Source organism: Litoribrevibacter euphylliae, assembly GCF_042646085.1.
GTDB classification, from domain to species: Bacteria; Pseudomonadota; Gammaproteobacteria; order Pseudomonadales; family Litoribrevibacteraceae; genus Litoribrevibacter; species Litoribrevibacter euphylliae.
The window spans coordinates 325,684-351,993 of sequence record NZ_JBHRSZ010000002.1 but is presented as its reverse complement, the minus strand read 5'-3'; the positions used below and the strand labels follow the sequence as shown (position 1 = coordinate 351,993).

The following is a 26,310-nucleotide window of genomic DNA, read 5'->3' as shown; positions in this document are numbered from 1 at the left end:
GAATGATTGGTTCATTGGCTCCGAGATATGAGTTATGACCCATTAAAACGCTTTGTTATGGGCGTTATTAAAAAAAACAGCAATACGAGGTTTACGCGATGACTAATGAAACCTTACAAGAAACAAAAGTAGCTCTTGTGGTGGGAGCGGGTGACGCCATCGGCAGTGCCATTGCTAAAGAATTCGCCACCAAGGGTTACACCGTGTGTATGGCGAGACGTTCTGAAGCGCCTGTGGTTGAGTACGCTCGACAGCTTCAGACTGACGGGTATCTGGCTCATGGCTTTGCATTGGATGCCCGAAAAGAAGAGGACGTTGAGGCCTTGTTTCAACACATTGAGCAGGTCATAGGCGCTATTGATGTGGTGGTGTTTAACATTGGAGCCAATGTGCCTATGAGCATTTTGGACACCAGTGCGAAAAAGTTTTTCAAAATTTGGGAGATGGCCTGCTTTGCTGGTTTTTTGGTTGGGCGAGAAGCTGCACGAGTAATGACACAACGTAAGCGTGGCACGATTTTGTTCACCGGGGCTACGGCCAGCCTTCGCGGCGGTGCCATTTTTGGTGCTTTTGCCAGTGCTAAACATGGATTACGCGCGTTGGCACAAAGTATGGCGCGAGAGTTAGGGCCCAAGAACATTCATGTAGCCCATGTGGTGGTTGATGCTGCGGTAGAAACTCAGTGGATTCGTGATAACCACCCGGATTACAGCAAGTTAAGTGCTAAAGAGGGGATTGTTCAGCCTGCTGACCTGGCCAAAAACTATGTGATGTTGCATGAGCAACCGCGTAACGCCTGGACTTTTGAGTTGGATGTTCGCCCTTGGGTAGAGAAGTGGTAACCCTTTTATTGTTGATTAAGAAGAGAAAACGGTATGTCGAAGCCAGTAGAGTTTTATTTTGATTTTGGTAGTCCCACCGCGTATTTGGCGCATTGTAAATTGAACGATCTTGCTAAGCAGTACGGGGCGGAGTTGGTTTACGAACCCATGCTGTTAGGGGCCGTGCACAAAGCCACTAACAACGTGCCCCCGATTTCTGTACCCGCTAAGGGGCGCTACATGTTGGTTCAGGATTTACCCCGTTTCATTCAGCGATATGGGGTGGAGTTTAAGATGAACTCTCACTTTCCGATCAATACCCTTAAATTGATGAGAGGGTGTTATGCCGCGAAACAACTGGGCTGCTTCGACGTCTATGTGGATGTGATGTTCCGGGCGCTTTGGGCCAAAGGGCTTAATCTGGGGGATGATGCCATTTGGAAAGAGACCTTGTCTTCAGCAGGGTTGGACGCCGATGCAATTATCGCATTGAGTACCGACGAGGCCATCAAGGCGGAACTTAAAGAGAACACCGAGAAGGCCGTCAAGAAAGGTTGCTTTGGTGCACCCACCATGTTCATTGATGATCAGATGTACTTCGGTCAGGATCGTCTTGATTTTGTGGAAGAGCAGTTGGCGGAACGTTAAGGGGTATCGTAAAAAACTACTGCCGAAAAGGCAGTAGTGAATAACTTATGACTTGGCTCTTGTCATAAGCGATGGTGGGAACACAATGTCCCAGCCAGGGACAGCGCCTATTAAGCGTTGTTTCTTCGCGACAGTCTAATGATCAAATTTCTGAACGGTACTTAACTTTTCGAATGGCACATGTGTCTGGGCCGTTACCTTTTGAGTGCGTCTTCCCCGAATGGGTCGCAAAGGCTCTGGGCTATAACATTTCTTAAGAGTCCTTAGCAATTCTCTTCAATAGATGACGAATTCTTCCGTAAGTAAGCTAGGAACTCATTCAGAGGTTCCCTAACCCCCAAGATTGTTGGTTTTAAACTCAAATCTCTTTGGCGTAAGACTATGTTAGAAGTAAAAACACAAGACGATGTGAAACACATTGAAGCAAGTAATGCAGTTCAAGGGCTGATGCCGTTTGATAATACCTATGATGCCATTAAGGCCAGTGCCAAGGAGAACGCGGATAAAGCGGCCATTTCGTTCTTTCTGAAAGGGGATGAATTCCAAAAAGCGCATCACATCAGCTATCAAACCTTATTGGAACGAATCACTCAAACAGCGAATTTCTTCCATAGTCTGGGGCTCACTGAAAACGATGTGGTTGCCTTTCTGTTACCGAACTTGCCAGAAACGCATTACGTGCTGTGGGGGGGTGAAGCGGTATGTAAGGTCTTTGCGGTCAATCCCTTGCTTGAGCCTGAACAAATCAAAGATTTATTAAGTTCGGCCAATGCCAAAGTGGTTGTTACCATGAACCCGATGACCAAGATTGATCTTTGGCCTAAGGTGCAATCCATTCTTAACGAATTACCTTCTGTGAAGCATGTGGTGGGGATCGATATTTACCCATATGTTAAGGGGCCGGCCAAACTAGTGGCCAAAGCGATGCAATTGCTGCATAGAAAAGACATCAGCATTCCCCATGGCAAGGCGTATTACAATTTCTCGGAAGAAATTCAGAAGTGCGAAGGTCAGGCGCTGCAATTTTATCGACGCTTTTCTGATGACACCATTTCTTCCCTGTTCTGTACTGGTGGAACTACAGGACTGCCTAAAATAGCGCAACGAACCCATCGTAATGAACTGGCCAATGCGGTATCGGTTCGACTCATGGCGTCGACGGCGCTGAATAAAGACAAGTCGATACTGGCCGGGTTGCCGTTATTTCATGTTAATGGCGCATTGATTACTGGCTTGTTACCGTTTTCAATCGGTGCGACTGTGGTGATGGCGACACCGCAAGGCTTTCGTGGTGAGAATCTGTTTCCGAACTTTTGGAGCATCATCGAGCACTTTAAGGTGGGGACCTTCAGTGGGGTGCCTACAGTGTATTCGGCGTTGATGAATTTTTCGTTTGAAGGCAAAGACATCTCTTCGCTGGAGTTCTGCTTGTGCGGAGCTGCACCTATGCCGGTGGAAACTTTCAAAGCGTTTGAGCAAACCACAGGCGTGAAAATTATTGAAGGGTATGGCTTAACGGAAGCCACGTGCGTGAGTAGTGTCAACCCTATTCATGGCAAGCAGAAGGTGGGTTCTATCGGTGTCAGAATTCCTCATCAGCAAATGATGTGTGTAAAGCACGAGGGGGATCGTATCCTCAGACAATGCAGTGTTAATGAGATTGGCACTCTGGTGGTTCGGGGGCCGAATGTGTTTTCCGGGTATTTGTTGGATCATCAGAACGAAGGTTTGTGGATGACCGATGAACAGGGGCAAGTCTGGATGAATACTGGCGATTTGGCTCGACAGGATGACGATGGTTATTTCTGGCTGACGGGGCGAAAGAAAGAACTGATTGTCCGAGGTGGGCACAACATTGAGCCTAAGATGATTGAAGAAGCTATGTGTAAACATCCTGCAATTAATTTGGCCGCAGCGGTTGGCAAGCCGGATTTACATGCGGGGGAAGTACCTGTGTGCTATGTGCAAGTGAAACAGGGGTACCCAATAGAGATTAGCGAGTTGATTGAGTTTGCAGATAGAGTGATTCCTGAACGCGCAGCGATTCCGAAAGACATTCATGTGGTCAGTGATCTGCCCGTTACTGCGGTGGGAAAGGTGTTCAAACCCGCGTTGGAAATGCAAGAGATTGAGAAATGTGTGATTGAAGTGGCGTCAAAGATAATTCCAACGCACGAGCTAAAAGTGGAAGTACGACAAGACCCGCTTCATGGTTTATTGGCTCATATTGCGGTTACTGGGAACTTGCCGTCGCTGGATGAGTTAAGTAAACGCTTAGGTGGTTATACCTTCAAAACTGAGATTGTTAGCGTTTAGTGGGGAGGTTGATCAAATTGACGTTCCCGCCAATGGCCGCAATGTTTTCTGAAATACACTGTTCGTTAACGAACTGCAGTAGATAATTGGGGCCGCCCGCTTTGAATCCTGACCCTGACTTTTTATGCCCACCAAAAGGTTGGGCTGCTACTTGCGCGCCGGTGATGTGCCGATTGATGTAGATGTTGCCCATGCTGAGGTTGGTGCAGAGAAAATCAATCCAGTGTTTATCTCGACTATGGATACCGAGAGTGAGGGCGTAGTCTGTGTCTTCAATATCTTGGATCAGCTGGTTGATGTCGTTCGACTTATATTTGATGACGTGAAGGATCGGGCCAAAGTGTTCTTTGGTCAGTTCTTTGATGCCGTGTAATTTAACCAGTGCCGGGGCAAAGTAGTGACCGTCCATTTCGGGTAATTGGATTTGATACAGAAGTTTCTTGTCTTCTTGAAGTGTTTGAATGTAACTCTGTAAACGCTCCAATGCAGCTTCATCAATAATAGGGCCTAAGTCGCTATCAAATTGACGAGGATGATCGACTTTAAGTCGTTTCATCACCCCTATGATGGCATCAATGGTTTCCTGATAAATACTTTCATGAATAAACAATACTCTCAAAGCTGAGCAGCGTTGACCGGCTGATCCAAATGCGGATGACACCACGTCTTTGACCATTTGCTCGGTCAGAATCGAGTCGTCTGTGATCATGCAATTCAAACCACTGGTTTCCGAAATCAAGGGAATTGCGTAACTGCGTTGGTTTAACAATTCCTGTTGAATGACTTGGGCTGTTGCTAAAGAACCGGTAAACGCAATGCCGTCTATTTGAGGGTTGCCCACCAGCTGTTGGCTTAACTGATTGGTGGCGGGCAAGAAGTAGAGGCTGTCTTTCGGAATGCCGCTGGCGATAAGAAAATCATAGATTCGACGACCACAGATTTGGGTTTGAGGTGCCGGTTTGATTAAGACACGATTGCCCGTCACCAACGCAGCCACCACTTGGCCGGTTAGAATGGCGATTGGGAAGTTCCACGGGCTAATGCATAAAAAGGTGCCTTTGGGCCGGTAGATGAGTTTGTTCGATTCGTTGGCGGCATTCGGCAAGGTTATCGGCTGCGCTAACCCTTTGTAGCTTTGCGCGTAATAATGGCAGAAGTCGATGGCTTCTCTGATTTCACCAATGGCGTCCTGCCACGTTTTACCTGCTTCGTTGATGCACAGCGCGATTAATTCATATTTGTGATGTTCCAGAATGAGCGCAAACTGTTCAATGACCGCAATGCGCTGCTCAGGAGAAACACTGCTCCACTGATAGGATTCCTTCAACGCTACTTTTAAATGCTGTTGATCCAACTGGTTCAAGGTATGGCAGAGCCCAAGACGAAATTCCTGGTCGTTGGGTGAATAAAGTGTTTCGGAATTGATTTGATGGTGAATGTTCTCAGGCAGTGCCGGTTCTACTTGATAAAGTTGTTCAGAAAAATCTTGTGTCTCTTCAAGCAAAGTTTTTAGGTGCAGAGGGTGATTGACATTGAGCCCTAACGACCCTTTTAACCAAGGCAGGTAGATGTCTTGGGGAAGCGGGAAATCTGGTCGAAAGCGGTCATACTGAATTAGCCCGTGAATGGGCAGTTTAGCAAGCGCGTCGGCTTCGATTTTTTCTAACTCATGATCGTCCGTTGGTGGTTCAGGCATTGTGTCTTGAGTTTCATCGGATACAGCGGATTCAGACTCTGCATCTGTTTTAATGTCTGCTGCCACTTCCGTTGCGGAACGTTTGGCTTCACTCGCTTTCTTGGGCGGGGAAACCGTTCCTTGGGATAAATGATTCAAGAAGGATTGGTTGGCTCCATTCTCAAGAATTCGTCGAATCAAGTAGGGCAGTAATTCTTGATAAGGCCCAACCGGACAGTAACTTCGACAGTAGTAATCCTGATGCGTTTGTCTATACCCACTGAGCGCGCTGTAAATGGTTTCGCCCATGCCATGAAGTCGTTGAAACTCGATGGGAAAGAGATGTTGTCGTTCAGGGTCTAAGTCTTCCGCGAGGCTTATAACCGTGGCGATGGTGACGGCATTGTGGGTTGCGAATTGAGGTTGCAGCCAGCCTTCCATTTGCAGTTTGAGTAAGATCTGGCAGCAGGCTTGGTAATTCAAATCGGTTGCTGATTTTTGAGTGAAAACCGGGTAACCAGATAAGCCCATCTCTTGCGCTTTATGAATCTCGGTATCCCAATACGCGCCTTTCACTAAGCGAATTGGAATGCGTGTTTGATGTTCTTTGGCGAGCTGCGACAGATACAGAATCGTGGGTACGGTGCGAAAACCATAGGCTTGTACAGCAATGCCTAATTGTCCCCAGCCTTTAAGACCGGGCAATAAAAAGAGGTGTTGAAATACCTTTAATGTCAGTTCTAGCTGGTCGGCTTCTTCTGCATCCAAGGTAATTGCAACGTTCTGCTGATGGGCGTTGCGTACTAAGGCTTCTATGCGCAACAGAAAGGTTCGCTCTAACTCCGGGTATTGATGGCGAAAGGTAAATCTGGGGGTTAAGGCGGATAACTTGATGGACAAACTGTGCCGAGGTTTTGAGCGGTGTTTTTTGGCTGAATCTGTTTTTTTATCTGAGGCTGATTTTTTGACTTGCCCGGTGTTTTTGGTCTGGTGTTCGGCAACGGCATCAATGGCGGTCATGTAGTTTTTTAGATAACGTTCCGCATCGTCTTCGGTTAAAGCGGCTTCGCCTAACATGTCGAATGAACAACAGTGTTGAGTGTGATCGGTTGCTTTGGATAAGGCCGACTCGATGGTCGACCCTTTAATGAAGATACTTGCTAACTTGTTGATCAGCAGCTTAAGGGCTTCTTGTGCCAGTAAGTTCTTTCCTGCATTGAGCCAATAGCCAAAGGGCGTTTTATCGGAGGTGGCGTCCGAGGTCGCTTTGGATAACCACTGCTTTAACAGCGTCAGCCCTTCGGTCGCCAGGTTGACACTGCTGTGGTCGCTCTTGTGTTTATGAGCTTCCCAATCGCCACTGACAATTTTGTCCTGAATGAATCGGTAAGCGGTATCGGGGCTTTTGATTCTTAACAAGCCTTCGGCCAAGGCCAGCAATTGAATGCCTTCTTTTTGGTTCAGCTGGTACTCGGATAAAACTTGATTGATTAACGGGATTTGTTTGCTTTCCTGCGCAACGCTGATCAGTGTTCTGGCTAACTGCTCAATACCTTGTTCTTCTTCCGGTGAAAGATGAGTGAAAAGCTTGATTTGCTCTACGTACTCTTTTTCATCGTATAGGTAGTAATCCGAGATAATATCGGAAAGCGTTTCAGACCCTATTTGTTGGTATCTTTCCAGCAAGTCTCTTAGGATAAGCATAGAACCTTCACTAAAAATTTAGTGCACGATAATACTTAAAATAGCTTTTTCTCAAGGACTTACAAAGATTTTCTTATGCTGGAATCGCTTTCTTTTGACTCATTTCTACATTCGTCTTTATCTCTTGTGGATACCCTAGTGTTGGTTGCTGCCAGCTTTCTTGGCTCTTTGGTAACAGCCGCATTAGGTGTCGGCGGTGGGGCGTTTCTGATTGTGGTGATGGCCGAGTTTTTATCTCCGGTGGTGTTGATTCCTGTACATGGCATGGTGCAAATGGCGTCCAATGGCGGTCGTGCCTGGCTTACCCGAGATAAAATCGACAAAGAATTGGTAATGGCGTTTCTTTTAGGTGGTGGGGTTGCTGCAGTGGTAGGCTCCTTGGGGTTGCAGGTAGTGTCTTCTGACATCATTCATTGGTGTATCGCCATTTTTATTCTTTATAACTGTTGGGGAAAGATCCCGGATGTCGGCCTGTCTCAACACTTTGGTGGGCGAGTAGGCGGCGGTTTTGTTACGACCATAGCGACCTTATTTGCCGGGGCGACCGGGCCGCTGGTGGCCAGCTGGCTCAGAACCAAAGATATGGAACGCTTTTACTACACGGCGAACTTCTCCACCTGCATGACGATGCAGCATGCACTCAAAATTCTGGTGTTTAGTTTTGCCGGATTCTCGTTTTCCGAGTGGTTCGGATTGCTCTTCTTAATGATTGTGTCCGGCTATTTGGGAACCAAAGTGGGTCTTAAAGTCCTGGGCCATTTACCCGATAAACAAATGAAGATGTTGTTTAAATGGGTACTGACCTTATTGGCAGGACGACTGATTTATCGGTTGCTTCTTGTTGAGTAACGCTGAGTATGAGAAATGTTATTCACTCAAATAATAATGTTTCGATTTGTTAGTTCCTTAGGTTATTTACTGTTCGAATTAATGACTTTTTAGACGCTTTCTCAGTGATTACTTTTCTTGACGAGGTTCGATGGCGACTGAATCCTAGCCCTATCGCGTACCTATCAGTGCTTTTTCATGGCTTTGTTACAACATCTGGTTGTAAAAATGAGTTCCGATATTTCCTAATGAAATAGTTTGACGAATTCTAATTCCTTTCTAGTCTTAATTTGTAACTTTGACTTAGGTCTGGGAATGAGAGAGAAGATGCTGTGATGAACTTGATAAATCGTTATCAAAGTTGGGCCATTGCTTTATTGGTGATCCCTCTTGGAGTTGCTCTGGTTCAAGGAAATTGGTTACTGGCAGTTGTGATCGCAGTGGTCGCTTCGGTATTAGCTTGGGTTCTTAGAGAAAGCGCTTCCCAGACTGAGTTGAAGGCTGCACAAGCGGCTTTGGCCGAGTTCAAAGCGACTAACAGCGCTCAGGAAAAACTCGACAACTACCAGCAGAGCTTAAGCCAGCTGTTACCTGTCTGGATTAATCTTCAGAATCTCGTCGATAACCAAGTCCGTGAAAATGTGGATGACTTGGTTGCCCGTTTCAATACGATCTACTTTGAGCTTCAGGAGTCCATCAAAGCTAGCCAGCTCACCGCCGGCGGTTTGGAGGGCGAAGAAGGTGTTTCCCATGCCATTAAGAACGCCGATCGACAGCTTGGCGCCATCATTCAACTCATTCAAGAAACCGCAGATAACCGCAATATTCTTGTGAACGATGTAAATGGTTTGACTGAAATCACAGAAGAGCTTCAGGCCATGAGTAAAGAAGTGGCGGCGATTGCAGATCAAACCAATCTCTTGGCATTGAATGCCGCCATTGAAGCGGCCAGAGCTGGCGAACAGGGCCGGGGCTTTGCGGTGGTTGCCGATGAAGTAAGAACATTGTCCACCCGCTCTGGTGAAACCGGAGATCGCATTTCCAAGCGGATTGACCAGGTCAATAGCACGCTCTCTGAGATTTTATCGAAAACAGAAACGCTCACTCAGCAAGACGACACCAACACGGAGCAAGCCAAAGGCATTATTCATCAAGTGTTGGAAGAGTTTAAAGGCGTTGGGGAGAAGAGCATCGAATCGGCGACCGCTCTTCAGAAAACCAGCCAGGATGTGAGTGAAAACGTTAAAGATATTTTAACTAACCTACAATTTCAGGATCGAGTTACTCAGATTCTGGGCCATACCAATTCGGATATCGAAAAGCTGTTAGAGACGGTAAATCGTCATATGGCTCAAGGCGAACGGAGTGAGTTGCTGGATATCGAAAAGTGGCTTGCTGATTTGAGCTCAACCTACACCACGTTAGAGCAAGCAGCAGTGCACACAGGAGATTCTACGGAGGATGCTAAGAAAGAAGAGGGCGATTTAACCTTTTTCTGATCGGCGGACTACCCATATTTTGCAAGGGAGAAAGGAATGGCAAAAACAATTTTGATCGTAGATGACTCATCCAGTATCCGACAGGTTGTAGGGATGACTTTGAAAGGACAGGGCTTTGATGTATTGGAAGCGGTCGATGGTCAGGACGCGTTAAACAAACTGACGGGGCAAAAAATTCACTTGGTGATTTCGGATGTCAACATGCCGAATATGGATGGCATTACCTTTGTCACTGAGATGAAGAAAAAGCCCGAATACAAGTTTACGCCAGTCATTATGTTAACGACGGAAGGTGCCGATGACATGAAGGCCAAAGGCAAAGCCGCAGGTGCTAAAGCATGGGTGGTTAAACCCTTTAAAGCGGATCAAATGCTGATGGCCGTTAATAAGCTGATTCTTCCGTAGGCTCCTCAATGTCTTGTTCCTTTGAGCAAAAAGCGGATTTTTTGGTGTGTACCTTGGATGAGAATTTGACCATCTTTACGGTGAGTGAAATTTACGAGTCTTTATCCGAGATCATTAACTACGATACGCAGAAGATAATCTTTGAGCTGTCCAACGTCACAGAAATTGACTCTGCAGGTTTCCAACTGCTGTTGTGGATTCAACAGCAGTTCGGCCAGGAAAAAGAGCTGACATTCAGCCTTCAACCGGAAAGTGCAGTGCAATCCATATGTGATCTTTATCGACTTGATCTTGCCGCATTAGATGGCGGGAAAAGGGAGGCTATCTAGTTATGGATATGGATCATGCCGAAGAGTTGTTTATCAATGAGGCGTACGAACTTCTCCAGGATATGGAGCAGTTCCTTCTGGAAATTGATAATGAAGAGGCTGAGGTTGGTGACCATATTGCTGCTATCTTCCGAGCGGCACACACCATTAAAGGGTCGGCTGGACTCTTTGGTTTTGATGACATCGTTGCTTTTACTCATAAAGTCGAAAATGTATTAGATGCCGTTCGCAGTGGAAAACAAGAATTCACTGAGGACTTAATCGAGTTGATGTTGGGCTGTCATGGGCACATGCAAATGTTGGTGTCCGCCATCTCGGATAAGGAATCGGAAGTTGATAAACAGGAAGGCTTACAGCTCATAGAGCGATTGAATGTGTACTTGAAAGAGTCACCCAACGAGCCTGTTGTTGAGGATTCTCCTGCCGAAGAAACAGACACGGAATCGATTGAGAGCAGTGAAGACTATTGGGTAATTGAGGTGGAATACGGTGAGGACGTGTTTCGCGATGGCATGGACCCGCTGTCTCACATTAATTATCTGGACAACATGGGGACTATCCATGATTGCAAATTAACGACCCATTTTCCTGAAAAAGCGTTTGACCCGGAAGCGTGTTATTTAAGTGTCATTCTTGCCTATGAAACCAATCTGACTAAGGCGGATATCGAAGAAGTCTTCGAATTCATTCAGGAAAACAGCAAGATCACCATCAGCACGCCTTTGTCTTATAAAGAACGCTTCAAAGACCTGCCGGAAAACTCGGATCCAATAGGTGAAATTCTTTTGGAGACCGGAGCCATCACTGAGCGTGAATTGAATCAGGCTTTGACAGAACAGCGCTCGGCGACGGTTGAATCAAGTAAACCGATTGGCGAACACATTATCGATAGCGGTGCGGTTGATAAAGAAATTTTGGACGCAGCGCTTAAAACTCAAAGTAAACAAGCGCATAAAAAGCCTCAGGATTTACGCTTCTTAAAAGTCGATGCCCGCAAGCTGGATCGGTTGATTTCTTTGATCGGGGAAATGGTAACGACGGGTTCCGCCATTGATGTGGAAGTGAAAAAACTTCAGGACGAAAACCTCGATGAAGTGTTTTCCACCATGGTTGGCTTGATCGAACAAATTCGTGATCGAGCGCTGCAGTTGCGAATGGTGCAGGTGGGAGAGACCTTTAACCGATTGAAACGCATTGTACGGGATGTTTCCAAAGAGTTAGGTAAAGAGATCAAACTCACCATTACTGGCGCAGAAACCGAGCTGGATAAAACCATGGTCGAGAAGTTATCCGATCCGTTAATGCACATTGTGAGAAATGCCATTGACCATGGTATTGAGGGGCAGGAAGACCGTGCCTATAAGGGCAAATCCAAAGAAGGCCATCTTCAGCTAAATGCGTTTCATGAGTCGGGAGCCGTTGTCATTGAGGTGGTAGACGATGGTGCAGGCTTGAATCAAGAAAAGATCCTGGCCAAAGCCATTGAAAACGGTGTGATAAAGGCTGGTGAAGAACTGAGCCCTGACCGCATCAATATGCTTATTTTTGAACCAGGATTTTCAACCGCAGATCAAGTGACCAATCTGTCCGGTCGTGGCGTCGGCATGGATGTGGTGAAGCGAAACATTGATGAGCTCAAAGGCCAGATCACCATCAGCACCAAGCCCAATCAAGGCAGTCGTTTCCGAATTCGGTTGCCGCTGACCTTAGCCATTATTGACGGCTTTGAAGTGTCTGTCGGTGATGCCCATCTGGTGATTCCTCAAAACATGATTCAGGAATGTTTAACCTTCGATAAATCGGTGCTTGAGATTGATCGAAATTATGTGAATTTGAGAAATGAAGTGCTGCCCTTCGTTGATGTTTCGGAAGTGCTTCGTACCGAACCGAATCCCAAAGACTATCGCCATTTAGTGGTGGTTAAGTACGCAGATAAGAAAGCCGGTTTGGTGGTGGATGCGCTCTTTGGTGAATTGCAGGCGGTGATTAAGCCAATGAGCGAGATTTTCAGATCCATGAAAGGCATTGGTGGTTCGACCATATTAGGAACCGGTGATGTGGGCTTTATTTTGGATGTGCCTCAACTGATTGAGTACGCCTGCAGCAGAGAAGAATCCCGTTTTTCTAAGAGTCCATTCGAATTATTACATGAAGATAGGCAGGGGTAGCTATGAGTAGTGAAATGCCGGACATTGAATTCGAGGAATTTCAGGCCGGAAGCAATGAACAGTATCTCACCTTTGTCCTCAATAATGAGTACTACGGGTTGAGTATTCGGTCGGTGAAAGAAGTCATTGAATACGACAAGGTTACACCCGTTCCCATGATGTCAGAGTTCGTAAAAGGCGTGCTCAACCTGCGTGGGGAAGTTGTACCTGTGATTGATCTGAATTTGAGATTTGGTAAAGGCGAGACGGAAATTCGGCATCGCAGTTGTATTGCCATTCTCGAGATACCTTATGAAGACACAACAGCGGTCATCGGTGTGGTGGTGGATTCGGTAAAAGAAGTGATTGATATTATGCCGGATCAGATTGATACCCCGCCATCTTTCGGTGCTCAAATTAAAGCTCAGTTTATTCAAGGTGTTGCCAACATCGGCAAACATTTTGTCATCATCCTCGACGGTGAAAAGGTGCTGTCTGTGGAAGAAATGGCTGACATCATTGAACAATCAACGAAGTAAGGTTAGGAGACGCAAATGTTTAAGAACATGAAAGTTGCCTTTCGTTTGGCGCTTATGGCGTCAACGCTTTTGTTTTTGCTCATCGCAATCGGTGTCATGGGGATTACCGCCATGAACAGTGAGCATGCGGCAATGGAGACGGTCTACAAAGATCGAGTTGTCCCTCTGAAAGACCTGAAACTCATTGCGGATATGTATGCGGTGAATATCGTTGATACGGCACATAAGACTCGAAATGGGGGCTTATCTTGGGATCGGGCGCTACGAAACATTGAAGAGGCCCAGGATGTTATTAAGGACAGATGGACGGCTTATCTGGCGACGAAGCTGGTGCCGAAAGAGCAGGCGCTGGTGGATGAGTTAAAACCGCTCATAAAAGTGGCTGATGAAGAAACGGATCGATTGAGATCCATTGTTACCCGTCGAGATGCAGCGGCACTGGAAACCTTTATCCTGGATGTGTTGTACCCAACCATTGACCCGGTGTCTGATGTATTTGCTGGTTTGGTTGATGTGCAACTGAATGTGGCAGAAGAAGAATTTAACCTTTCCACTGAAAACTATGAATCGACACTAACACTGAATGTCGCGATTATTGTGATTAGTGTGATCATTAGTGTGGTGCTGGGGTTCTTAATTACCCGCAGTATTGTTTCGCAGTTGGGCGGTGAGCCGCAGTATGCAGAAGACATTGTCAGTAAGGTGGCTAATGGGGATATGGCCATTGATATCCAGTTGGCTCCGAACGATAACTCCAGCATGTTGTTCGCCATTTCCCGAATGGTCGATAAGTTATCCGGGATCATTGCTCAGGTGCGTGCATCTGCCGATAACCTGTCTTCGGCCTCTGAAGAGATGAATGCGACGGCGCAATCCTTGAGTCAGTCATCCACGGAACAAGCGTCGAGTGTGGAGCAAACGTCAGCATCGATGGAGGAAATGTCTGCCTCGATTGATCAGAACAACGAGAACTCTTCGGTCACTAATGGTATCGCTAATAAGAGTGCTCAAGATGCCATTAAAGGTGGTGAAGCGGTGGAACAAACCGTGGATGCGATGCGTCAGATTGCAGACAAAATTAGCATCATTGATGACATCGCCTATCAGACTAACCTGCTTGCTCTGAACGCTGCGATCGAGGCCGGACGTGCCGGTGAACACGGTCGAGGCTTTGCGGTGGTGGCGGCAGAAGTTCGTAAGTTGGCAGCACGAAGCCAAACTGCAGCGAAAGAGATTGGTGAAGTGGCAACGAGCTCGGTCGGGTTGGCTGAACAGGCCGGTAACCTGCTGAAAGATATTGTACCTTCCATTCAAAAAACGGCGGAACTGGTTCAGGAAATTTCCGCTGCCAGTGCGGAACAAAGTACCGGCGCCGGTGAAATTAACTCCGCCATTGCTCAAATCACCAAGGCTACTCAACAGAATGCTGCCGCCTCTGAAGAAATGTCGTCTACGGCAGAAGAACTCACTTCTCAGGCGGTAGAACTGCAAGAGATGATGGCGTATTTCAAAGTGGATATGTCCTCAGTTGGCCGGAAATCCATGCATCACTCCCATACTAGAGCGGCACCTAAAGCTGTGGATGCTCCAAGAGCGGCGCCGATGCGGGAAGAACGATCCAAGGGTGATGATGAGTTTGATTTCGAGAACTTTTAACTAAGCCGGTGAGAACCTCTACACGGGGTTCTCAAACCGACAACGCAGGTACAGGAAGTAATGGCGGAATTTACTCATAACGATTTCGTGCGTATTCAGCGATGGTTTTATGATCATACTTCCATCAACCTAAAAGATAACAAGAAAGCGTTAGTGTCAGCCCGGTGGCAAAAACGTATCACTCAGCACGGCTTTTCATCGTTAGGGGAGTATTTTGATTTTCTTAATAATGATCAAAGTGGTGTTGAGGAAGAAATTGCCATCAATCTGCTTACCACTAATGAAACGTATTTTTTCCGTGAACCGAAGCATTTTGAGTTCATGGAGCGCGTCATTATTCCTCGCTTATTAACAACGGCTACTGATCGATGTGTTCGCATCTGGAGCGCGGCGGCATCGACAGGCCAGGAAGCCTATACCATAGCGTTAGAGTTCGCTCAGCATTACGGCATTCAACGAAATTGGAAAATACTGGGTACCGACGTCAATAGCGAAGTGATTCGTACCGCAAAGCGAGGGGTTTACACTTTGGAAGCGTCTAAACGAATTCCGTTGGAGCTGTTAAAAATGTATGGCGCGAAAGGGGTCGGGAAAGACATTGGGTGGTTTCGCTTCAAGGATGAACTGCGATCTAAGGTTAATTTCACCTGTCACAACTTAATGAAACCACTTCCAACCAATACTGACTTTGATGTGATTTTTTTGAGGAATGTTCTTATCTATTTTGATTTGGATGATAAGAAAGCAATCGTCAACAACATGGTGGATAAGTTACGCCCTGGTGCGTGGTTGTTAGTTGGACATTCAGAGAGTATCAGCGGTTATAACGATCAACTGATTCAATTAAAGCCAGGGTGTTATCAAAAACAGGACTGATTGATGTTCCAATTTCTTGCACCGGGTGATTACTGTAGGGGAACGCCTGAATCAGAACCGATTCTTACGGTGCTGGGGTCTTGTATCTCCGTTGTGCTCTGGGATAACTACAAAGGGATATTCGTCATGTGCCACTATTTACTGCTGGAAGCCGGAACTCAAGACGATGAAACACCTGGGCGTTATGGAAAGGAAATCTTGCCGCATTTTTTTAGTTTCTTTAAAAGCAAAGGGCTACGCGGGCCAGATCTTAATGCTTATATTGTTGGCGGTGCGTTTAGTGAGTCTGCATCACGACTGCCTGAGGAGCTGATTGTGGGTAAGAAAAATGCAGAATACGCTTGTCATCTACTCGAACAGGAACGGGTCAATATTCTGCATACGGATGTCGGAGGTGAGTGTGGTCGGCGCTTTATTTATTATCCTCAAGATCGTGAATACTCCATCACTTATCTCGATGCGCTAGGAGGCTGGAAATGAAGAAAAAGATCCGCGTGTTGGTTGTAGATGATTCTGCTGTGGTCAGACAGGTCGTGAGTGGAATCTTATCTGAACAACCGGATATTGAAGTGATTGCTACAGCAGCCGACCCGTATTTTGCCATTGAGAAGATGCGTGGAAACTGGCCGGATGTGATTACGTTAGATGTCGAGATGCCAAGAATGGATGGCATAACGTTTCTAAAGAAAATCATGAAATCTCGTCCTACGCCGGTGGTTATCTGTTCTTCGTTAACCGAAAAAGGCGCTGAAACTACCATGGAAGCCATGTCCGCAGGTGCTGTGGCTATTTTTACTAAGCCTCAAATTGGAGTTCATCAGTTCCTTAAGGATTCTGCGACTCAGCTGGTTCAAGCCGTGCGGGAAGCAGCGCAATCAAAAGCATCCAAAATTGCTAGCAGTATTACGCCAAGCGCCCGACCAAAAACAACCTTGCCGCCTTTGCAGGGACAGCCTAAAGCAATGACCAAAACGACGGAAAAGGTCATAGCGATCGGCACCTCAACAGGAGGGACAACGGCACTAGAGTGCGTACTCAAAGACTTGAGTACGGACTGCCCGGGCATTGTGATCGTTCAACACATGCCTGAGAAGTTCACCGCTGCATTTGCCAAACGTTTGGATGACATCTGTAAGATTGATGTCAAAGAAGCAACCAAAGGTGACCGGGTGAGACCTGGTTTAGCGCTGGTGGCTCCAGGAGCACAACATATGCTACTGACGCGCAGTGGTGCTTTTTATTATGTCGATGTAAAACCTGGCCCGGCGGTAAACCGACATTGCCCCTCGGTGGATGTGCTTTTTCGGTCAGTTGCTCAAATAGCAGGGAAAAACTCTGTGGGCATAATTCTGACGGGCATGGGGGACGATGGTGCCCGAGGTTTATTAGAAATGCGTGAGGCAGGGGCTACCACCTATGGCCAAGATGAACAGTCCTGTGTGGTCTACGGTATGCCGAAAGAAGCGCATGAGCGCGGTGCTGTGCAAATTACCGTGGGTTTAAATCAAGTTGCTGGCGTCATTAGCCAGTATACTTCCTTTAAATAATAATTAGGGAACCTCTGTGGATACTTTATCAATCCTAATTGTTGAAGACAGCGACGCACAACGAAAGCACTTAGCACAACAATGTCAGGATATGGGCTGTAAGTTTGTTGCGGAAGCAGAAAATGGTCGAGTGGCGTTAGAGCTAATCGAGAACTCGGATAATCACTTTGATATTTTAGTGTGTGATCTTGAGATGCCGGATATTGATGGCATTGAGCTTATTAATCTCCTGGGTAATCGCATTACCGAGTTGGCGCTAATTATCGTCAGTGCTCGTGAAAAGAGTTTGATTTCTTCCGTTGAATTAATGGCGAGTAAGCAAGGAATATGGGTGTTGGGCAGTGTCCAAAAACCTCTTTCGTACAATAAGTTGAAACAGTTAATGAAGCATTACCTGACGTATAAAAACGAACAGGGAGAGGTGGTTCGACCGGCTCGTAAACCAAAGCTCAGTGTTGAAGAGGTAAAACAAGCACTGGATCTCAAACTGCTGGAATTGCATTACCAGCCAAAAATTAACATGAAAGACCACAGCCTTGCAGGTGTGGAATGTTTGGTGCGGATTAAAAAAGACGATCAGGTTATTTTCCCAGATCAGTTTATTAGTGTTTGTGAAGAGCATAACCTGATTGACGATTTAAGCTACCGAGTAGTGGCGCAAGCGGTGCTGCAAAAACTTAAGTGGAATGGTCTTGGCTTAAAGACACAGTGGTCTATCAACTTATCTGCGGTCTCTTTCGAGAACGAAACGTTTTGCGAAGCGCTTATGGAAGTTATCAAATCAATGCAGGGAGCAGCCAGTCAGCTAATCTTCGAAGTGACTGAAACGGCCGTAATTAAGGACATGGGCAAAGCGTTAGGTGTGCTAAATCGCTTAAGGTTGGCCGGGTGTGGTTTATCGTTGGATGACTATGGCACCGGTTATTCTTCCATTCAGCAGCTGTCCCAGATTCCTTTTACCGAATTGAAAATGGATCGTTCTTTAATTGATGGGATATCCAGTAAACCGCATTTGCAAGTAATCTTCGCCAGCTCTTTGGCTATGTGTAATCAGCTTGGGCTGAAAATGGTTGCCGAAGGCATAGAATCCAAAGAAGATTGGGAATACCTCAAGCGCAGAGGTTGTCACATGGGGCAGGGTTATTACTACGCACCACCGATGCCAGAGAAAGCGTTTTTAGAGTGGCATCGACATGGGATGCTGCCATTGGGTTAGTAACTATAATAAACTGTTGGCCTCCCCACGAGGACTATTTGAGCCCTGAAGGGCAGCTCTTATTGGATATATCTCCAAAGGCAATACGCTCGTTTTCATGGCAAGAAGAACGAATTATTTTTGCGGCAAAGTTTTCTCATGAGAACCTAGAGTTAGCTATCGAATATGATGACATTATAGCCCTAGCCTCAAAGGAAACAGGCGAAGGATATTTGTTCCAACTTGACGGGCAGGAAGATTAACTATTTTGTTTGACGTGATCACTAAGCTCAGTTGGATTAGTGGTCAAATTCACTAGGGGGGGGTTATCACTTTGTTATAATTCGCTTTCAATGGCACTACGGCACTTAGCCAGTAAATCTTGTGCTGTTTGGGTGGCACCGTTAAAGGAGAACCAGTTCTCTGTGCCTGATGCATCGACTAGCTTTATATGGTTACATTGCCAGCATATTGAGGCGGTTTTAACGATCTGTTGGTCTGACAGAAATTTTATTCTATAGCCTGGTGAGAAACACCTCATGGACATGCCCTTTTCCAGAGCAAACCAAAGCGATAATATTTTGTGTGTTTCTGTTTTGTTGAGCTTGGCCGTATGAAAGCCTTTGTCGTTTAGGGCAAATTTCTCTTCTCTGCTGAGAGCGTCGAGAGACGGTTGTAGCTTATCCATGTAGGTGGGAAGATCACCAAACAATAGATCCACTTCTATGCCATCAATTTGTTCTTCAAATTTAAGTTCAGTGGGTGTTTTTTTCTTTTTAAATCCAAACATTGGAGTACCAATACTTATCACGCCTGGGGAGTCGATGCCTTTGTTTAATGGCTATTAATGGCTATGGGTCATCGCCTTCTTGCAATGGTGAATACAGCCAGTCGAAGGCGTTATGCACGGCTTGTTCTTTATCATCGTATTCTGAGTGGTAGTTATGACAGTGCGGATCAGGAATTCTAATGTCACCTTCCGTAAAGCCTGAGTTTGCTAGGGTGGTGAGATAGGATTCGGTATTTCCATAGGCGTAGATATAGTTGTGGTTGTCAAAAATAAATTGACCTTCTCCTGAGACGGATAAGACCCAAAGGTGGTGTCTTCCGTCTTGTTCAAAATATTCTTGGTGTTCATATAGGAAGAGTTCCAGTTCTTCATAGGACATAGGGTATGGGCTTTGGTAGCGGCCTGGTTCTTTGCCTAACCGGGACATCAGTAGTACGTGTAAAACAGCAAACGGCCCTTCCATTTCTTTACAGAATTGAAGAATTAGGGGGATTTCTTTGGATTTGCATCCAATAAGCAGGCGGGAAAAGCCGGGGTACGTTTCGATTTGGTAGAGGTTGTCCCAGTAAACTTCTACTTGATTATCTAGGTTGCCAAGTTTGAATAACATGACGTCTAACTTCCTGTTAGTTAATGGTTAGTTCATGTGGTTTGGGCCGGTGGATTGTTTTAAGGTATTCATTCGCACTTATTTAAATCTTGCGTACAGGTGCCTGCTGGCCAATCGGTTCTATGCCAACAAAATGTATTTTTGTCTTTTAATATTAAGTCCCAAACGACAGGTGCCCCATTTTCTGTTGTTCTCGTTTCACCTATTACTTTCATTCGCATAACCGATGGACGCTCATCAATTATTTCGTACACGACTTGGTTAAGTTCTGACGTTCCATCTAAAGTCAACGGCGATGGCGCTGTTAAGATAATCCTTTGTCCGTCTTTGGAAAAACTGTAGGTCTGTGCGGTGCTGCCACAGCTGTCTTCCAACGTCTGCCAATCCCACTTACCAGGCAGGTGATGACGCACTGATAATGGCTGGGTGAAACCTTGGAGCATAATGGCAATTATAAAGATAGAGATTACTTTCATGAGTTTCTTGATACCTGATTGTTAACTTTTCGATGTTGGTTTATTTGTTCGATTTACCGCCAAAAATGACGTTGAATATGTTTTTCTTTTTTGCCGGTTTGGGCGTTAGGATTTTTCCGTTCATCCAGAATGACCCTGTGAGGATGCCGCCTTCAATGATCGGTTTGTCGACTAGGGTGTTGTCTATGAGTACGTCGATTTCACCACCCAGGGTTTTTACGAGTGCCCAATGGTATGTTTGGTGTGTTAGGGGATTGGTCTGGACGGATGATTCGATGACTCTTCCTGTAAATATGGCATAGGGTGCGGGTTCTCCGTCGTCTTCTACGAATAGCCCTGAGGGGATGAAGGATTCTGCCGCAAATTTTGGTTCTTCGGTTTTGTGTGAGTTGAATTCTGATTCAGAGCTGTAGATGTGTATTTCGTGTGCAAAGGCTGAGAGTGAGATTTCACTTGTAAAGGGGTATTCAAGTTCGTCGTATTCGCCTTTGTTTATGAGTTCAAAAAGAAATGGGTAGTCTCCACTTTCTGGGTCTTCATCCGTGGGGTTGGCCCAACCGTGTATGCATCCTTCGAACGCGGTATCGTTTGCTAAGTTAACCAGGCCTGTGATTGAGGTTAGGAATTTGGATTTACCGCTAAATGAGGGAATCATTCCTATCACGTTGTTGTCGGTGTTAACTAGTAGCCATAATTCGGGGCCTTCAGGAGATGACCATTTTAGGTAGCGGCCATGCTTGCAGGGAATTTCCGTTGCGTGTTCTGACGCGTGTTCTGCAAGTTTGTACATGTCTTCTTCTGACTCAATCGGCATACCTATGGTGGAAAAGTGACTTACCATGTCTTAGTTCTCTGATTATTTTTCCGTTAGTTTGATGATGTTTTACGATATAGATGAGTAACTTCTGGGTTTTGAGCATCCATGAACATGAATGTTCTGCCGTATAACGCGAGCATTCCAAATTCATCGAATTGATTGCGGCCTAACCCAGTGATCAACACTTCTTCGGTTGCTAAGGCATCAAGATGTTTCGATTTGATTGTGTCCATGTGTTGTTTGGTAAAGTCTGTAAGGACAACGTTGTATGCGGGGTGGTTGTATTGGACTAGGATGTTGCCATCTTTCATTGGCACGGGGTTCATGTCTGGGTGGTAGTTATATATCTTTGAGAGAACCGATTTTGCGTACTGCTTTGCCTTTTCATCCGTTAGATTATCTTCAAGGATTACTATGGTGCCGTTTGAAAACTGTGCGAGATCTTTTTGTTTATTGGTGTAGTAAACCATTCGTTCCAGCTGGCTTTCATTGGATGACGCAAAGCTTGGCTTCCAACTTGGTACAGGTGGAAATTGTTTTTCTTCTGCTACGACTAGACTGCTTAAACCTAACATGATGAGGGTTGCGCTAATTATTTTTTTCATGATTTCCTTCATGTCATGGTGCTTTCTACGACGGGGTGTCGTGCGTCCTTTTTGTCTTGTGCGGATAGCGTTTCACAGGCCATTGCTTTGTCGGTGCTCCCTAGGTGATGACTAAGGAGCAGGCGCAATTCGTAAACGGCCTGAGCGAGAATTTTTAGTTGAATATCTTGTTTATCCATGACTTTTTCGCTCAGGACGTTTAATGCGTTATTCTGCGGCCGCTACAGCGGGCTGCGGGATCGGTTGGTCGGCGTTTTGGTAGGCCGAGCGTTGAGCTGCATACACTGTGTTTACGATGGCTAGAAATACAAGGACTAGCGGTATTGTTAGTACCTCTAAGGCTTGCGACATCAGGTTAATGTTCATGAGTTCTGACAGTTCATTTGCGGACGAGGACATGCGAAAGACGATGTGGCCAAGTATGTTTGAGATAATCCAGAGCAGCCACCAAAGGCCGAGTATTGAGCTTGCCTCTTCCGATTGCCAATCGTTCGGGTTGTGGCTGGCTTTCCAGATTTCTTCCATGGCTTGGTAGGGCTTCCAGAGGGTTAATATGGGTATGAAGTAGTAACCGATCGACCAGCCGGGTGTGAACTTCATGTCTTTGGCACCGAGTTGTCGAGCGTTATAGTTTGAGCGGTGAATCCATCGAAGAATCAGGAAGCCTGAGATAATGAATACGGCGAAGTAGAGATAAGCGACCATTTGTTGTCTTTGATCGCTGGCTTCGCCATCTGCAACGGCTTGTTCTTGGGAGGTGTATACGCCATTTTGATAGTCTGACAGGAGTTGGTATTCGAGGTAATTGGAGCCGATCATGATTAGGGCGACGACGATTTGAGCGTACAGGCTGTACCTTACCCAGCTTGTAAGGCTGCTGGCGTCTCTGTAGTTACTTTCCTTGTTTGGCATGTTTATTTCTTCCTGTTTTGTGTGTGTTAAACCTTGGTAATCTGCCCGCGAGGGGAGGTTGATCAATGCAGTTTAAAAGCGTTTTGAGATCTGGAGTTATGTTTGTTTATTTGATGTCTACGTTTGGTCTGGCTGCGTTGATGGTGAGGTTGTTTGTTTCTGCCATATTTCTTGGCCACTGAATGTGTAGGTTACATTAACCGTGCCTTCGGATTGAAGTAAAAATCTATATTTTATTAGCCTACCGTTCTGTTTTGGTGTTGTGGTTATAACCACGTCGTCGAAGGCATCAGCGGATTTCCAATGACCTATTAGGGGGGTGCTTGAGTCGATCACTGTTTTTTTTTCAACTCTTCATTAATTGGCTTACTTGATGAGTCCAGCGTTAACGGCGTGAAGTTGGCTGGTTTATTAGATTCCATCTATTGCGCACTCGAACGAAACTTTTTCCCTGAATACGTTTTCAAGTTTATAGTCCTCTGGAGGAAAAGCGCCTTGGCGTAATTTGCATAGCTTGCCGGAATCATTTAGATATGAATGGTTATGAACTTCTTTTACATCGTCAAAATCATAGCCTTTGGGCATATCGAAATAATCAAATGAAAACGCTGAGCCAAATTGAAATAGCTTGCCATCGTTCATTTCAAATACCCAGCCCGTCCACCCCATGAACGTTTCCCCGTGGATTTTTGAACGAAGAGCGTCTGGAATTGCGTACCTTGATGGGATTACTTTAGATATATCATAATCGTTTACTTTGTTTCCTCCGGCGGCGAACACTGTGACGATTTGTCCGTAAGGATCATCGCCACCTAAACGTCCATTTCCATTCAATTCTTCTTTTATTCTTCGCTTCGCTAGATCAACAATTTTTTGTTTTGACTTAAATATTAGACATGGAATTTCAGTTCCATCTCTCAAAATTGCAGCTCCTCTATAGGAGGTTCCATAAATTGAGTCTTCTGCAGATTCAAGTTTCTTAATATCTTCGATAATACTCATTTCTCTACATATCTCTAACGGTTCGTTCTACGACGGTGTGTCGTGTGTCCTGTTTTGTATTGTGCGGCATACAATGCTGAAGCCTAGTTAATTTCAACACCTTATGAGGTTAGGGGTGAACTTTTCAACTGATATGTGCGCTAGGGGGGGGGTTATGGCATCCAGAACCTCTGCTAGTTTTGTTAATGGGTGAGGGGTGCCATTTACGATGGCTGTTTCTGTTCTTGGGGTAATTTTTATTTCGTAGTCTTTGCTGCCATCGGGGTAACGGGCCAGTTGTAAGATGATGGTGTCTTGCGATTCTTTGGCGGAGCGTAGATCCCAGACGTTGCCTGCTAGGTTGAGTATGTGTTCGTTGGTTTCGGTATGTCGCAGCACCGGGGCATATACCCAGTGAGACATTTTCATTTCATGGGGGAGGGTGGTTAATGTGTATTTTCCTTTAAGGAAGTATTGGTCGGTGGTCATTTTCTTTTTTGTATTTTATGTTAATTACCGGCGGCGTTTACGTCGTTCATGTGCTTTGATTTGTTAGCTGCTTCTCTGCAAAGTTGATCTGCACGCTTCAATAAAGCTGGAATACGATAGTTACCACACATGCTCAATACTTTATTCTTGGCTATTTCTAGTTCACCTGTTGTAGTGATGTATAGAGGTTTTTCACTTTCTCCTCTAAGTATTTCATACTTCGAACTTATACCTGAAAAGCCTCTCTTTGCTACTCCAATTATCTCAATTTTTTTCTCCAGAGTATCAAATAGCTTTTTACCTAGTCCTGGCTTTTGTTTTCCATCAAGATAAACGTAGCCATCAACCAAAATACAAGTAGGCTCCAATCTATGTTCATTTAACAGCTTTAAGATACAGGGTAATTCCCGTTTGTAAAAATTACCCGGTACATATTCTTCTATTTCATGCAAATGGGATATGTACTCGGCTGTTGGCTCTTCGGCGTTCCATTCATCGAATAATACTCCAGCTACAAATGCTGACTTATCATCATATTGGACATCAACTGCTAATATCATCAACCCAAGCCCTCATAATGCCAGTGGTTATCTTCTTTCTTCTTGAAATAGACTCCCCATTCAGTATTCACTGTTGTAGCGAAGTAATGTAGTTCTACTTTATCGAGTTTGATAACAATATAAGCAAGCTCTTCTTCGTAATTATCTTGAGGGTTATAAGTTCTATCTCGGGCTTCTGTATCCATTTCAGCTATTCGAGATATGATGGCTTTAGCATTCTCTATAATCTGTTTTTCAACAGATCCATTGTGTGCTTCTAGTATTACTTCAAATGACCTATCTTCTGGCCCTATTTCACAAAATCCATGCTCCGCATGCTCTGAAAGGTATATTTCTACTATGCCTCTTTGACGCATCTGCTCAAGTTGGGTCATCGTATACCCTCGGTTTTCCTTGGCAATCTTAGTTTTTTTACCCTTGTGAATACGATATAAGCCTTCTTCTTGGTAAGGGATTATTTTCACCTCGGAAGAATTGAATGCTTCCAAGTATAAAGAAGATGGATATTTGTCTAGGCTATATTTGTTCATGGTTCTCTATTACACCTAACGTTTTATTAGATGGTGAATGCTAGCGAAACTTGTTGTGGCTGTCTTTAGGTCGAAACGGTGGTTTAGTCCGTACGTTTAATCTTGACCGCTAGACGTTACAAAATAGCCATTCTCATTTTTGGATAAACAGATACTTGTGTTAGCTTTTGATGGTTGCCAACCGGCTGACAGTGCATAGCTGATGGCGTCTTTAATGTGTTTTGGAGTTAACTCAAAATGCCAGGCATTGGCATCTATGTATAAAATAGATTTTGTTTCTTTACCACGGAATACCCTGATGTTCATATCTTTAAATGGGTATAGAAACAGATCATCACAGTTTGCTACCCAAACGTATTCTTCACCATCTATATGTACTTTTCTTAGGGTTTTGCGCGTCATAAAAATACCAGAGGGTGTTTTTTGAAATTGCGGCGAGCAGGGGGCTGACTGCGTTGAGGGTTAGGTTGTTTGTTTCTGCCATATTTCTTGATCACTGAATGTGTAGGTTACATTAACCGTGCCTTCGGATTGAAGTAAAAATCTATATTTTATTAGCCTGCCGTTGGAGGCCCAATGTGCTGCAAACGACAGGGTATCGCCGTCATAGTTCGTTTCAAATATTTCGGCTTGCTCGCCATCGGCATGGTCTCTGACGGAGACGGCAAAGCTGTTCTGTTTTGGTGTTATGGTTACAACCACGTCGTCGAAGTCATCTGTGGATTTCCAGTGACCTATTAGGGGATGAGTTGAGTCGATCATTACTTCTTCCTTGTAAGTCGTGTCTAAGGTTTAACACCTAAGCGAACTAAAGCCTGTTTCTGAATATGAGCGTTAAGATGGCCGTTGAAAAAAAGCCTAGCAACCCGATGATTCCTAGTGGTTTGATTACATGCCGATAGGCTTCAGAGAAAAAGTACCAGTCAATTGAAGCAAGAACCATCGACATGAGAAGAACGAAGATCGAAAGGGTACTGAGTAGTTTTAGACGTTGACGAATAGCGGTGTCTCTCTATTGAGTGGTGCACTTATTATCTGAATTTGGGTACAACCGTTAATTTGAAAAGTCACTCTAACTTATCGATTTTATTAGGCAGGTGGCCTCCCCACGAGGACTCGAACCCCGATCACCCGCTTAGGAGGCGGACGCTCTATCCTGTTGAGCTATGGGGAGAGAAGGCTCAAGAATTCTACCTGCCATTGATTGGCTTGTCACCCGTTCCTGTTGCTTTTAAGGTATTGTTTCATAAAGATTAATGCTTAATAGCAGATTCATGAGCATACGATCATTGCTATATCGGAACTAAATCCTTACTGATTTGCTCCAATACCCATACACTATAACTAAACGACAA

At 45.2% G+C, this 26,310-nt stretch carries 26 protein-coding genes, 1 tRNA gene and 1 pseudogene; 14 read left to right on the top strand and 14 right to left on the bottom strand.

Translation table 11 applies throughout. The features are described 5' to 3' along the window. Nucleotides 1–98 precede the first annotated feature (98 nt). The 3 genes from ACFOEK_RS03345 (at nt 99) to ACFOEK_RS03335 (ending at nt 3,785) form a co-directional block, all read left to right on the top strand. The gene (locus tag ACFOEK_RS03345; protein WP_386716142.1) at nt 99–842 is read left to right on the top strand and encodes an SDR family NAD(P)-dependent oxidoreductase; all 744 of its coding nucleotides are present in this window, start codon (nt 99–101) and stop codon (nt 840–842) included. A gap of 33 nt (nt 843–875) precedes the next feature. Continuing rightward, nucleotides 876–1,469, top strand: a complete 594-nt coding sequence (locus ACFOEK_RS03340; protein WP_386716139.1) for a 2-hydroxychromene-2-carboxylate isomerase — start codon at nt 876–878, stop codon at nt 1,467–1,469. A gap of 381 nt (nt 1,470–1,850) precedes the next feature. Then, nucleotides 1,851–3,785 carry an acyl-CoA synthetase gene (locus ACFOEK_RS03335; RefSeq protein WP_386716136.1) on the top strand — a complete coding sequence of 645 codons (1,935 nt, stop codon included), beginning with the start codon at nt 1,851–1,853 and terminating at the stop codon, nt 3,783–3,785. Here the strand turns inward: ACFOEK_RS03335 and ACFOEK_RS03330 are convergent. Then, nucleotides 3,775–7,164, bottom strand: coding sequence for a proline dehydrogenase family protein (locus ACFOEK_RS03330; RefSeq protein ID WP_386716133.1), 3,390 nt, complete (start codon nt 7,162–7,164; stop codon nt 3,775–3,777). The two genes, ACFOEK_RS03335 and ACFOEK_RS03330, sit on opposite strands and share 11 nt — an antisense overlap. 75 nt (nt 7,165–7,239) lie before the next feature. On the opposite strand from ACFOEK_RS03330, the gene ACFOEK_RS03325 reads away from it, so the two are divergent. From ACFOEK_RS03325 to ACFOEK_RS03275, 11 genes and pseudogenes are all read left to right on the top strand, one after another. Then, nucleotides 7,240–8,013 carry a sulfite exporter TauE/SafE family protein gene (locus tag ACFOEK_RS03325; protein ID WP_386716130.1) on the top strand — a complete coding sequence of 258 codons (774 nt, stop codon included), beginning with the start codon at nt 7,240–7,242 and terminating at the stop codon, nt 8,011–8,013. 869 nt (nt 8,014–8,882) lie between these two features. Further along, nucleotides 8,883–9,491, top strand: a pseudogene (locus ACFOEK_RS03320) (methyl-accepting chemotaxis protein); the annotation flags it as partial. A gap of 36 nt (nt 9,492–9,527) precedes the next feature. Further along, nucleotides 9,528–9,896, top strand: a complete 369-nt coding sequence (locus tag ACFOEK_RS03315) for a response regulator (protein WP_386716127.1) — start codon at nt 9,528–9,530, stop codon at nt 9,894–9,896. A gap of 8 nt (nt 9,897–9,904) precedes the next feature. Next, a complete protein-coding gene (locus ACFOEK_RS03310) occupies nt 9,905–10,225 on the top strand; it encodes an STAS domain-containing protein (protein WP_386716124.1) in 321 nt (106 codons plus the stop codon). Nucleotides 10,226–10,227: 2 nt separating this feature from the next. Next, on the top strand, nt 10,228–12,393 hold the full coding sequence (locus ACFOEK_RS03305) for a chemotaxis protein CheA (RefSeq protein WP_386716121.1): 2,166 nt from the start codon (nt 10,228–10,230) through the stop codon (nt 12,391–12,393). 2 nt (nt 12,394–12,395) lie between these two features. Then, on the top strand, nt 12,396–12,911 hold the full coding sequence (locus tag ACFOEK_RS03300; RefSeq protein ID WP_386716118.1) for a chemotaxis protein CheW: 516 nt from the start codon (nt 12,396–12,398) through the stop codon (nt 12,909–12,911). Nucleotides 12,912–12,926: 15 nt separating this feature from the next. After that, on the top strand, nt 12,927–14,567 hold the full coding sequence (locus tag ACFOEK_RS03295; RefSeq protein WP_386716115.1) for a methyl-accepting chemotaxis protein: 1,641 nt from the start codon (nt 12,927–12,929) through the stop codon (nt 14,565–14,567). 60 nt (nt 14,568–14,627) lie between these two features. Continuing rightward, entirely contained in the window at nt 14,628–15,443 is an 816-nt protein-coding gene (locus ACFOEK_RS03290) for a CheR family methyltransferase (protein ID WP_386716113.1), read from the top strand. Nucleotides 15,444–15,446: 3 nt separating this feature from the next. Beyond that, nucleotides 15,447–15,923 carry a chemotaxis protein CheD gene (locus ACFOEK_RS03285; protein WP_386716110.1) on the top strand — a complete coding sequence of 159 codons (477 nt, stop codon included), beginning with the start codon at nt 15,447–15,449 and terminating at the stop codon, nt 15,921–15,923. Beyond that, nucleotides 15,920–16,990, top strand: a complete 1,071-nt coding sequence (locus tag ACFOEK_RS03280) for a protein-glutamate methylesterase/protein-glutamine glutaminase (protein ID WP_386716107.1) — start codon at nt 15,920–15,922, stop codon at nt 16,988–16,990. The genes ACFOEK_RS03285 and ACFOEK_RS03280 overlap by 4 nt, the downstream gene beginning before the upstream one ends. 16 nt (nt 16,991–17,006) lie before the next feature. Further along, nucleotides 17,007–18,206: an EAL domain-containing response regulator gene (locus ACFOEK_RS03275; RefSeq protein WP_386716104.1), complete on the top strand. Its 1,200-nt coding sequence runs from the start codon at nt 17,007–17,009 to the stop codon at nt 18,204–18,206. Between the two features lie 316 nt (nt 18,207–18,522). Here ACFOEK_RS03275 and ACFOEK_RS03270 read toward each other — a convergent pair whose 3' ends face one another. From ACFOEK_RS03270 to ACFOEK_RS03210, 13 genes are all read right to left on the bottom strand, one after another. After that, a complete protein-coding gene (locus tag ACFOEK_RS03270) occupies nt 18,523–18,975 on the bottom strand; it encodes a hypothetical protein (protein WP_386716101.1) in 453 nt (150 codons plus the stop codon). Between the two features lie 61 nt (nt 18,976–19,036). Continuing rightward, a complete protein-coding gene (locus ACFOEK_RS03265; RefSeq protein WP_386716099.1) occupies nt 19,037–19,585 on the bottom strand; it encodes a hypothetical protein in 549 nt (182 codons plus the stop codon). 68 nt (nt 19,586–19,653) lie between these two features. After that, complete coding sequence (locus tag ACFOEK_RS03260; protein WP_386716096.1) at nt 19,654–20,061, bottom strand: hypothetical protein; 408 nt, start codon at nt 20,059–20,061, stop codon at nt 19,654–19,656. A gap of 40 nt (nt 20,062–20,101) precedes the next feature. Beyond that, on the bottom strand, nt 20,102–20,851 hold the full coding sequence (locus tag ACFOEK_RS03255; RefSeq protein WP_386716093.1) for a hypothetical protein: 750 nt from the start codon (nt 20,849–20,851) through the stop codon (nt 20,102–20,104). A 77-nt stretch (nt 20,852–20,928) separates the two neighbouring features. Further along, nucleotides 20,929–21,483: a hypothetical protein gene (locus ACFOEK_RS03250; protein WP_386716090.1), complete on the bottom strand. Its 555-nt coding sequence runs from the start codon at nt 21,481–21,483 to the stop codon at nt 20,929–20,931. Between the two features lie 207 nt (nt 21,484–21,690). After that, a complete protein-coding gene (locus tag ACFOEK_RS03245) occupies nt 21,691–22,395 on the bottom strand; it encodes a DUF4328 domain-containing protein (protein WP_386716087.1) in 705 nt (234 codons plus the stop codon). A 411-nt stretch (nt 22,396–22,806) separates the two neighbouring features. Next, nucleotides 22,807–23,397 carry a hypothetical protein gene (locus ACFOEK_RS03240; protein WP_386716084.1) on the bottom strand — a complete coding sequence of 197 codons (591 nt, stop codon included), beginning with the start codon at nt 23,395–23,397 and terminating at the stop codon, nt 22,807–22,809. A 93-nt stretch (nt 23,398–23,490) separates the two neighbouring features. Continuing rightward, complete coding sequence (locus tag ACFOEK_RS03235; RefSeq protein WP_386716081.1) at nt 23,491–23,799, bottom strand: hypothetical protein; 309 nt, start codon at nt 23,797–23,799, stop codon at nt 23,491–23,493. A gap of 86 nt (nt 23,800–23,885) precedes the next feature. Continuing rightward, nucleotides 23,886–24,425 (bottom strand): endonuclease V, encoded by a 540-nt coding sequence (locus tag ACFOEK_RS03230; protein ID WP_386716078.1) that lies wholly within the window; start codon nt 24,423–24,425, stop codon nt 23,886–23,888. Then, complete coding sequence (locus ACFOEK_RS03225; protein ID WP_386716075.1) at nt 24,425–24,955, bottom strand: hypothetical protein; 531 nt, start codon at nt 24,953–24,955, stop codon at nt 24,425–24,427. Before ACFOEK_RS03225 ends, ACFOEK_RS03230 begins: the two co-directional genes overlap by 1 nt. A gap of 96 nt (nt 24,956–25,051) precedes the next feature. After that, nucleotides 25,052–25,357 (bottom strand): hypothetical protein, encoded by a 306-nt coding sequence (locus ACFOEK_RS03220; protein ID WP_386716073.1) that lies wholly within the window; start codon nt 25,355–25,357, stop codon nt 25,052–25,054. A gap of 60 nt (nt 25,358–25,417) precedes the next feature. After that, the gene (locus tag ACFOEK_RS03215; RefSeq protein WP_386716070.1) at nt 25,418–25,717 is read right to left on the bottom strand and encodes a hypothetical protein; all 300 of its coding nucleotides are present in this window, start codon (nt 25,715–25,717) and stop codon (nt 25,418–25,420) included. Between the two features lie 336 nt (nt 25,718–26,053). Further along, nucleotides 26,054–26,129: transfer RNA gene (locus ACFOEK_RS03210), tRNA-Arg, on the bottom strand. Nucleotides 26,130–26,310: the final 181 nt, after the last annotated feature.

Excerpts from the sequence above, each read along its gene's own strand:
- ACFOEK_RS03345 (WP_386716142.1), top strand. The coding sequence starts at position 99 with ATGACTAATGAAACCTTACAAGAAACAAAAGTAGCTCTTGTGGTGGGA.
- ACFOEK_RS03340 (WP_386716139.1), top strand. The coding sequence starts at position 876 with ATGTCGAAGCCAGTAGAGTTTTATTTTGATTTTGGTAGTCCCACCGCG.
- ACFOEK_RS03335 (WP_386716136.1), top strand. The coding sequence starts at position 1,851 with ATGTTAGAAGTAAAAACACAAGACGATGTGAAACACATTGAAGCAAGT.
- ACFOEK_RS03330 (WP_386716133.1), bottom strand. The coding sequence starts at position 7,164 with ATGCTTATCCTAAGAGACTTGCTGGAAAGATACCAACAAATAGGGTCT.
- ACFOEK_RS03325 (WP_386716130.1), top strand. The coding sequence starts at position 7,240 with ATGCTGGAATCGCTTTCTTTTGACTCATTTCTACATTCGTCTTTATCT.
- ACFOEK_RS03315 (WP_386716127.1), top strand. The coding sequence starts at position 9,528 with ATGGCAAAAACAATTTTGATCGTAGATGACTCATCCAGTATCCGACAG.
- ACFOEK_RS03310 (WP_386716124.1), top strand. The coding sequence starts at position 9,905 with ATGTCTTGTTCCTTTGAGCAAAAAGCGGATTTTTTGGTGTGTACCTTG.
- ACFOEK_RS03305 (WP_386716121.1), top strand. The coding sequence starts at position 10,228 with ATGGATATGGATCATGCCGAAGAGTTGTTTATCAATGAGGCGTACGAA.
- ACFOEK_RS03300 (WP_386716118.1), top strand. The coding sequence starts at position 12,396 with ATGAGTAGTGAAATGCCGGACATTGAATTCGAGGAATTTCAGGCCGGA.
- ACFOEK_RS03295 (WP_386716115.1), top strand. The coding sequence starts at position 12,927 with ATGTTTAAGAACATGAAAGTTGCCTTTCGTTTGGCGCTTATGGCGTCA.
- ACFOEK_RS03290 (WP_386716113.1), top strand. The coding sequence starts at position 14,628 with ATGGCGGAATTTACTCATAACGATTTCGTGCGTATTCAGCGATGGTTT.
- ACFOEK_RS03285 (WP_386716110.1), top strand. The coding sequence starts at position 15,447 with ATGTTCCAATTTCTTGCACCGGGTGATTACTGTAGGGGAACGCCTGAA.
- ACFOEK_RS03280 (WP_386716107.1), top strand. The coding sequence starts at position 15,920 with ATGAAGAAAAAGATCCGCGTGTTGGTTGTAGATGATTCTGCTGTGGTC.
- ACFOEK_RS03270 (WP_386716101.1), bottom strand. The coding sequence starts at position 18,975 with ATGTTTGGATTTAAAAAGAAAAAAACACCCACTGAACTTAAATTTGAA.
- ACFOEK_RS03265 (WP_386716099.1), bottom strand. The coding sequence starts at position 19,585 with ATGTTATTCAAACTTGGCAACCTAGATAATCAAGTAGAAGTTTACTGG.
- ACFOEK_RS03260 (WP_386716096.1), bottom strand. The coding sequence starts at position 20,061 with ATGAAAGTAATCTCTATCTTTATAATTGCCATTATGCTCCAAGGTTTC.
- ACFOEK_RS03255 (WP_386716093.1), bottom strand. The coding sequence starts at position 20,851 with ATGTACAAACTTGCAGAACACGCGTCAGAACACGCAACGGAAATTCCC.
- ACFOEK_RS03250 (WP_386716090.1), bottom strand. The coding sequence starts at position 21,483 with ATGAAAAAAATAATTAGCGCAACCCTCATCATGTTAGGTTTAAGCAGT.
- ACFOEK_RS03245 (WP_386716087.1), bottom strand. The coding sequence starts at position 22,395 with ATGCCAAACAAGGAAAGTAACTACAGAGACGCCAGCAGCCTTACAAGC.
- ACFOEK_RS03240 (WP_386716084.1), bottom strand. The coding sequence starts at position 23,397 with ATGAGTATTATCGAAGATATTAAGAAACTTGAATCTGCAGAAGACTCA.
- ACFOEK_RS03235 (WP_386716081.1), bottom strand. The coding sequence starts at position 23,799 with ATGTCTCACTGGGTATATGCCCCGGTGCTGCGACATACCGAAACCAAC.
- ACFOEK_RS03230 (WP_386716078.1), bottom strand. The coding sequence starts at position 24,425 with ATGATATTAGCAGTTGATGTCCAATATGATGATAAGTCAGCATTTGTA.
- ACFOEK_RS03225 (WP_386716075.1), bottom strand. The coding sequence starts at position 24,955 with ATGAACAAATATAGCCTAGACAAATATCCATCTTCTTTATACTTGGAA.
- ACFOEK_RS03220 (WP_386716073.1), bottom strand. The coding sequence starts at position 25,357 with ATGACGCGCAAAACCCTAAGAAAAGTACATATAGATGGTGAAGAATAC.
- ACFOEK_RS03215 (WP_386716070.1), bottom strand. The coding sequence starts at position 25,717 with ATGATCGACTCAACTCATCCCCTAATAGGTCACTGGAAATCCACAGAT.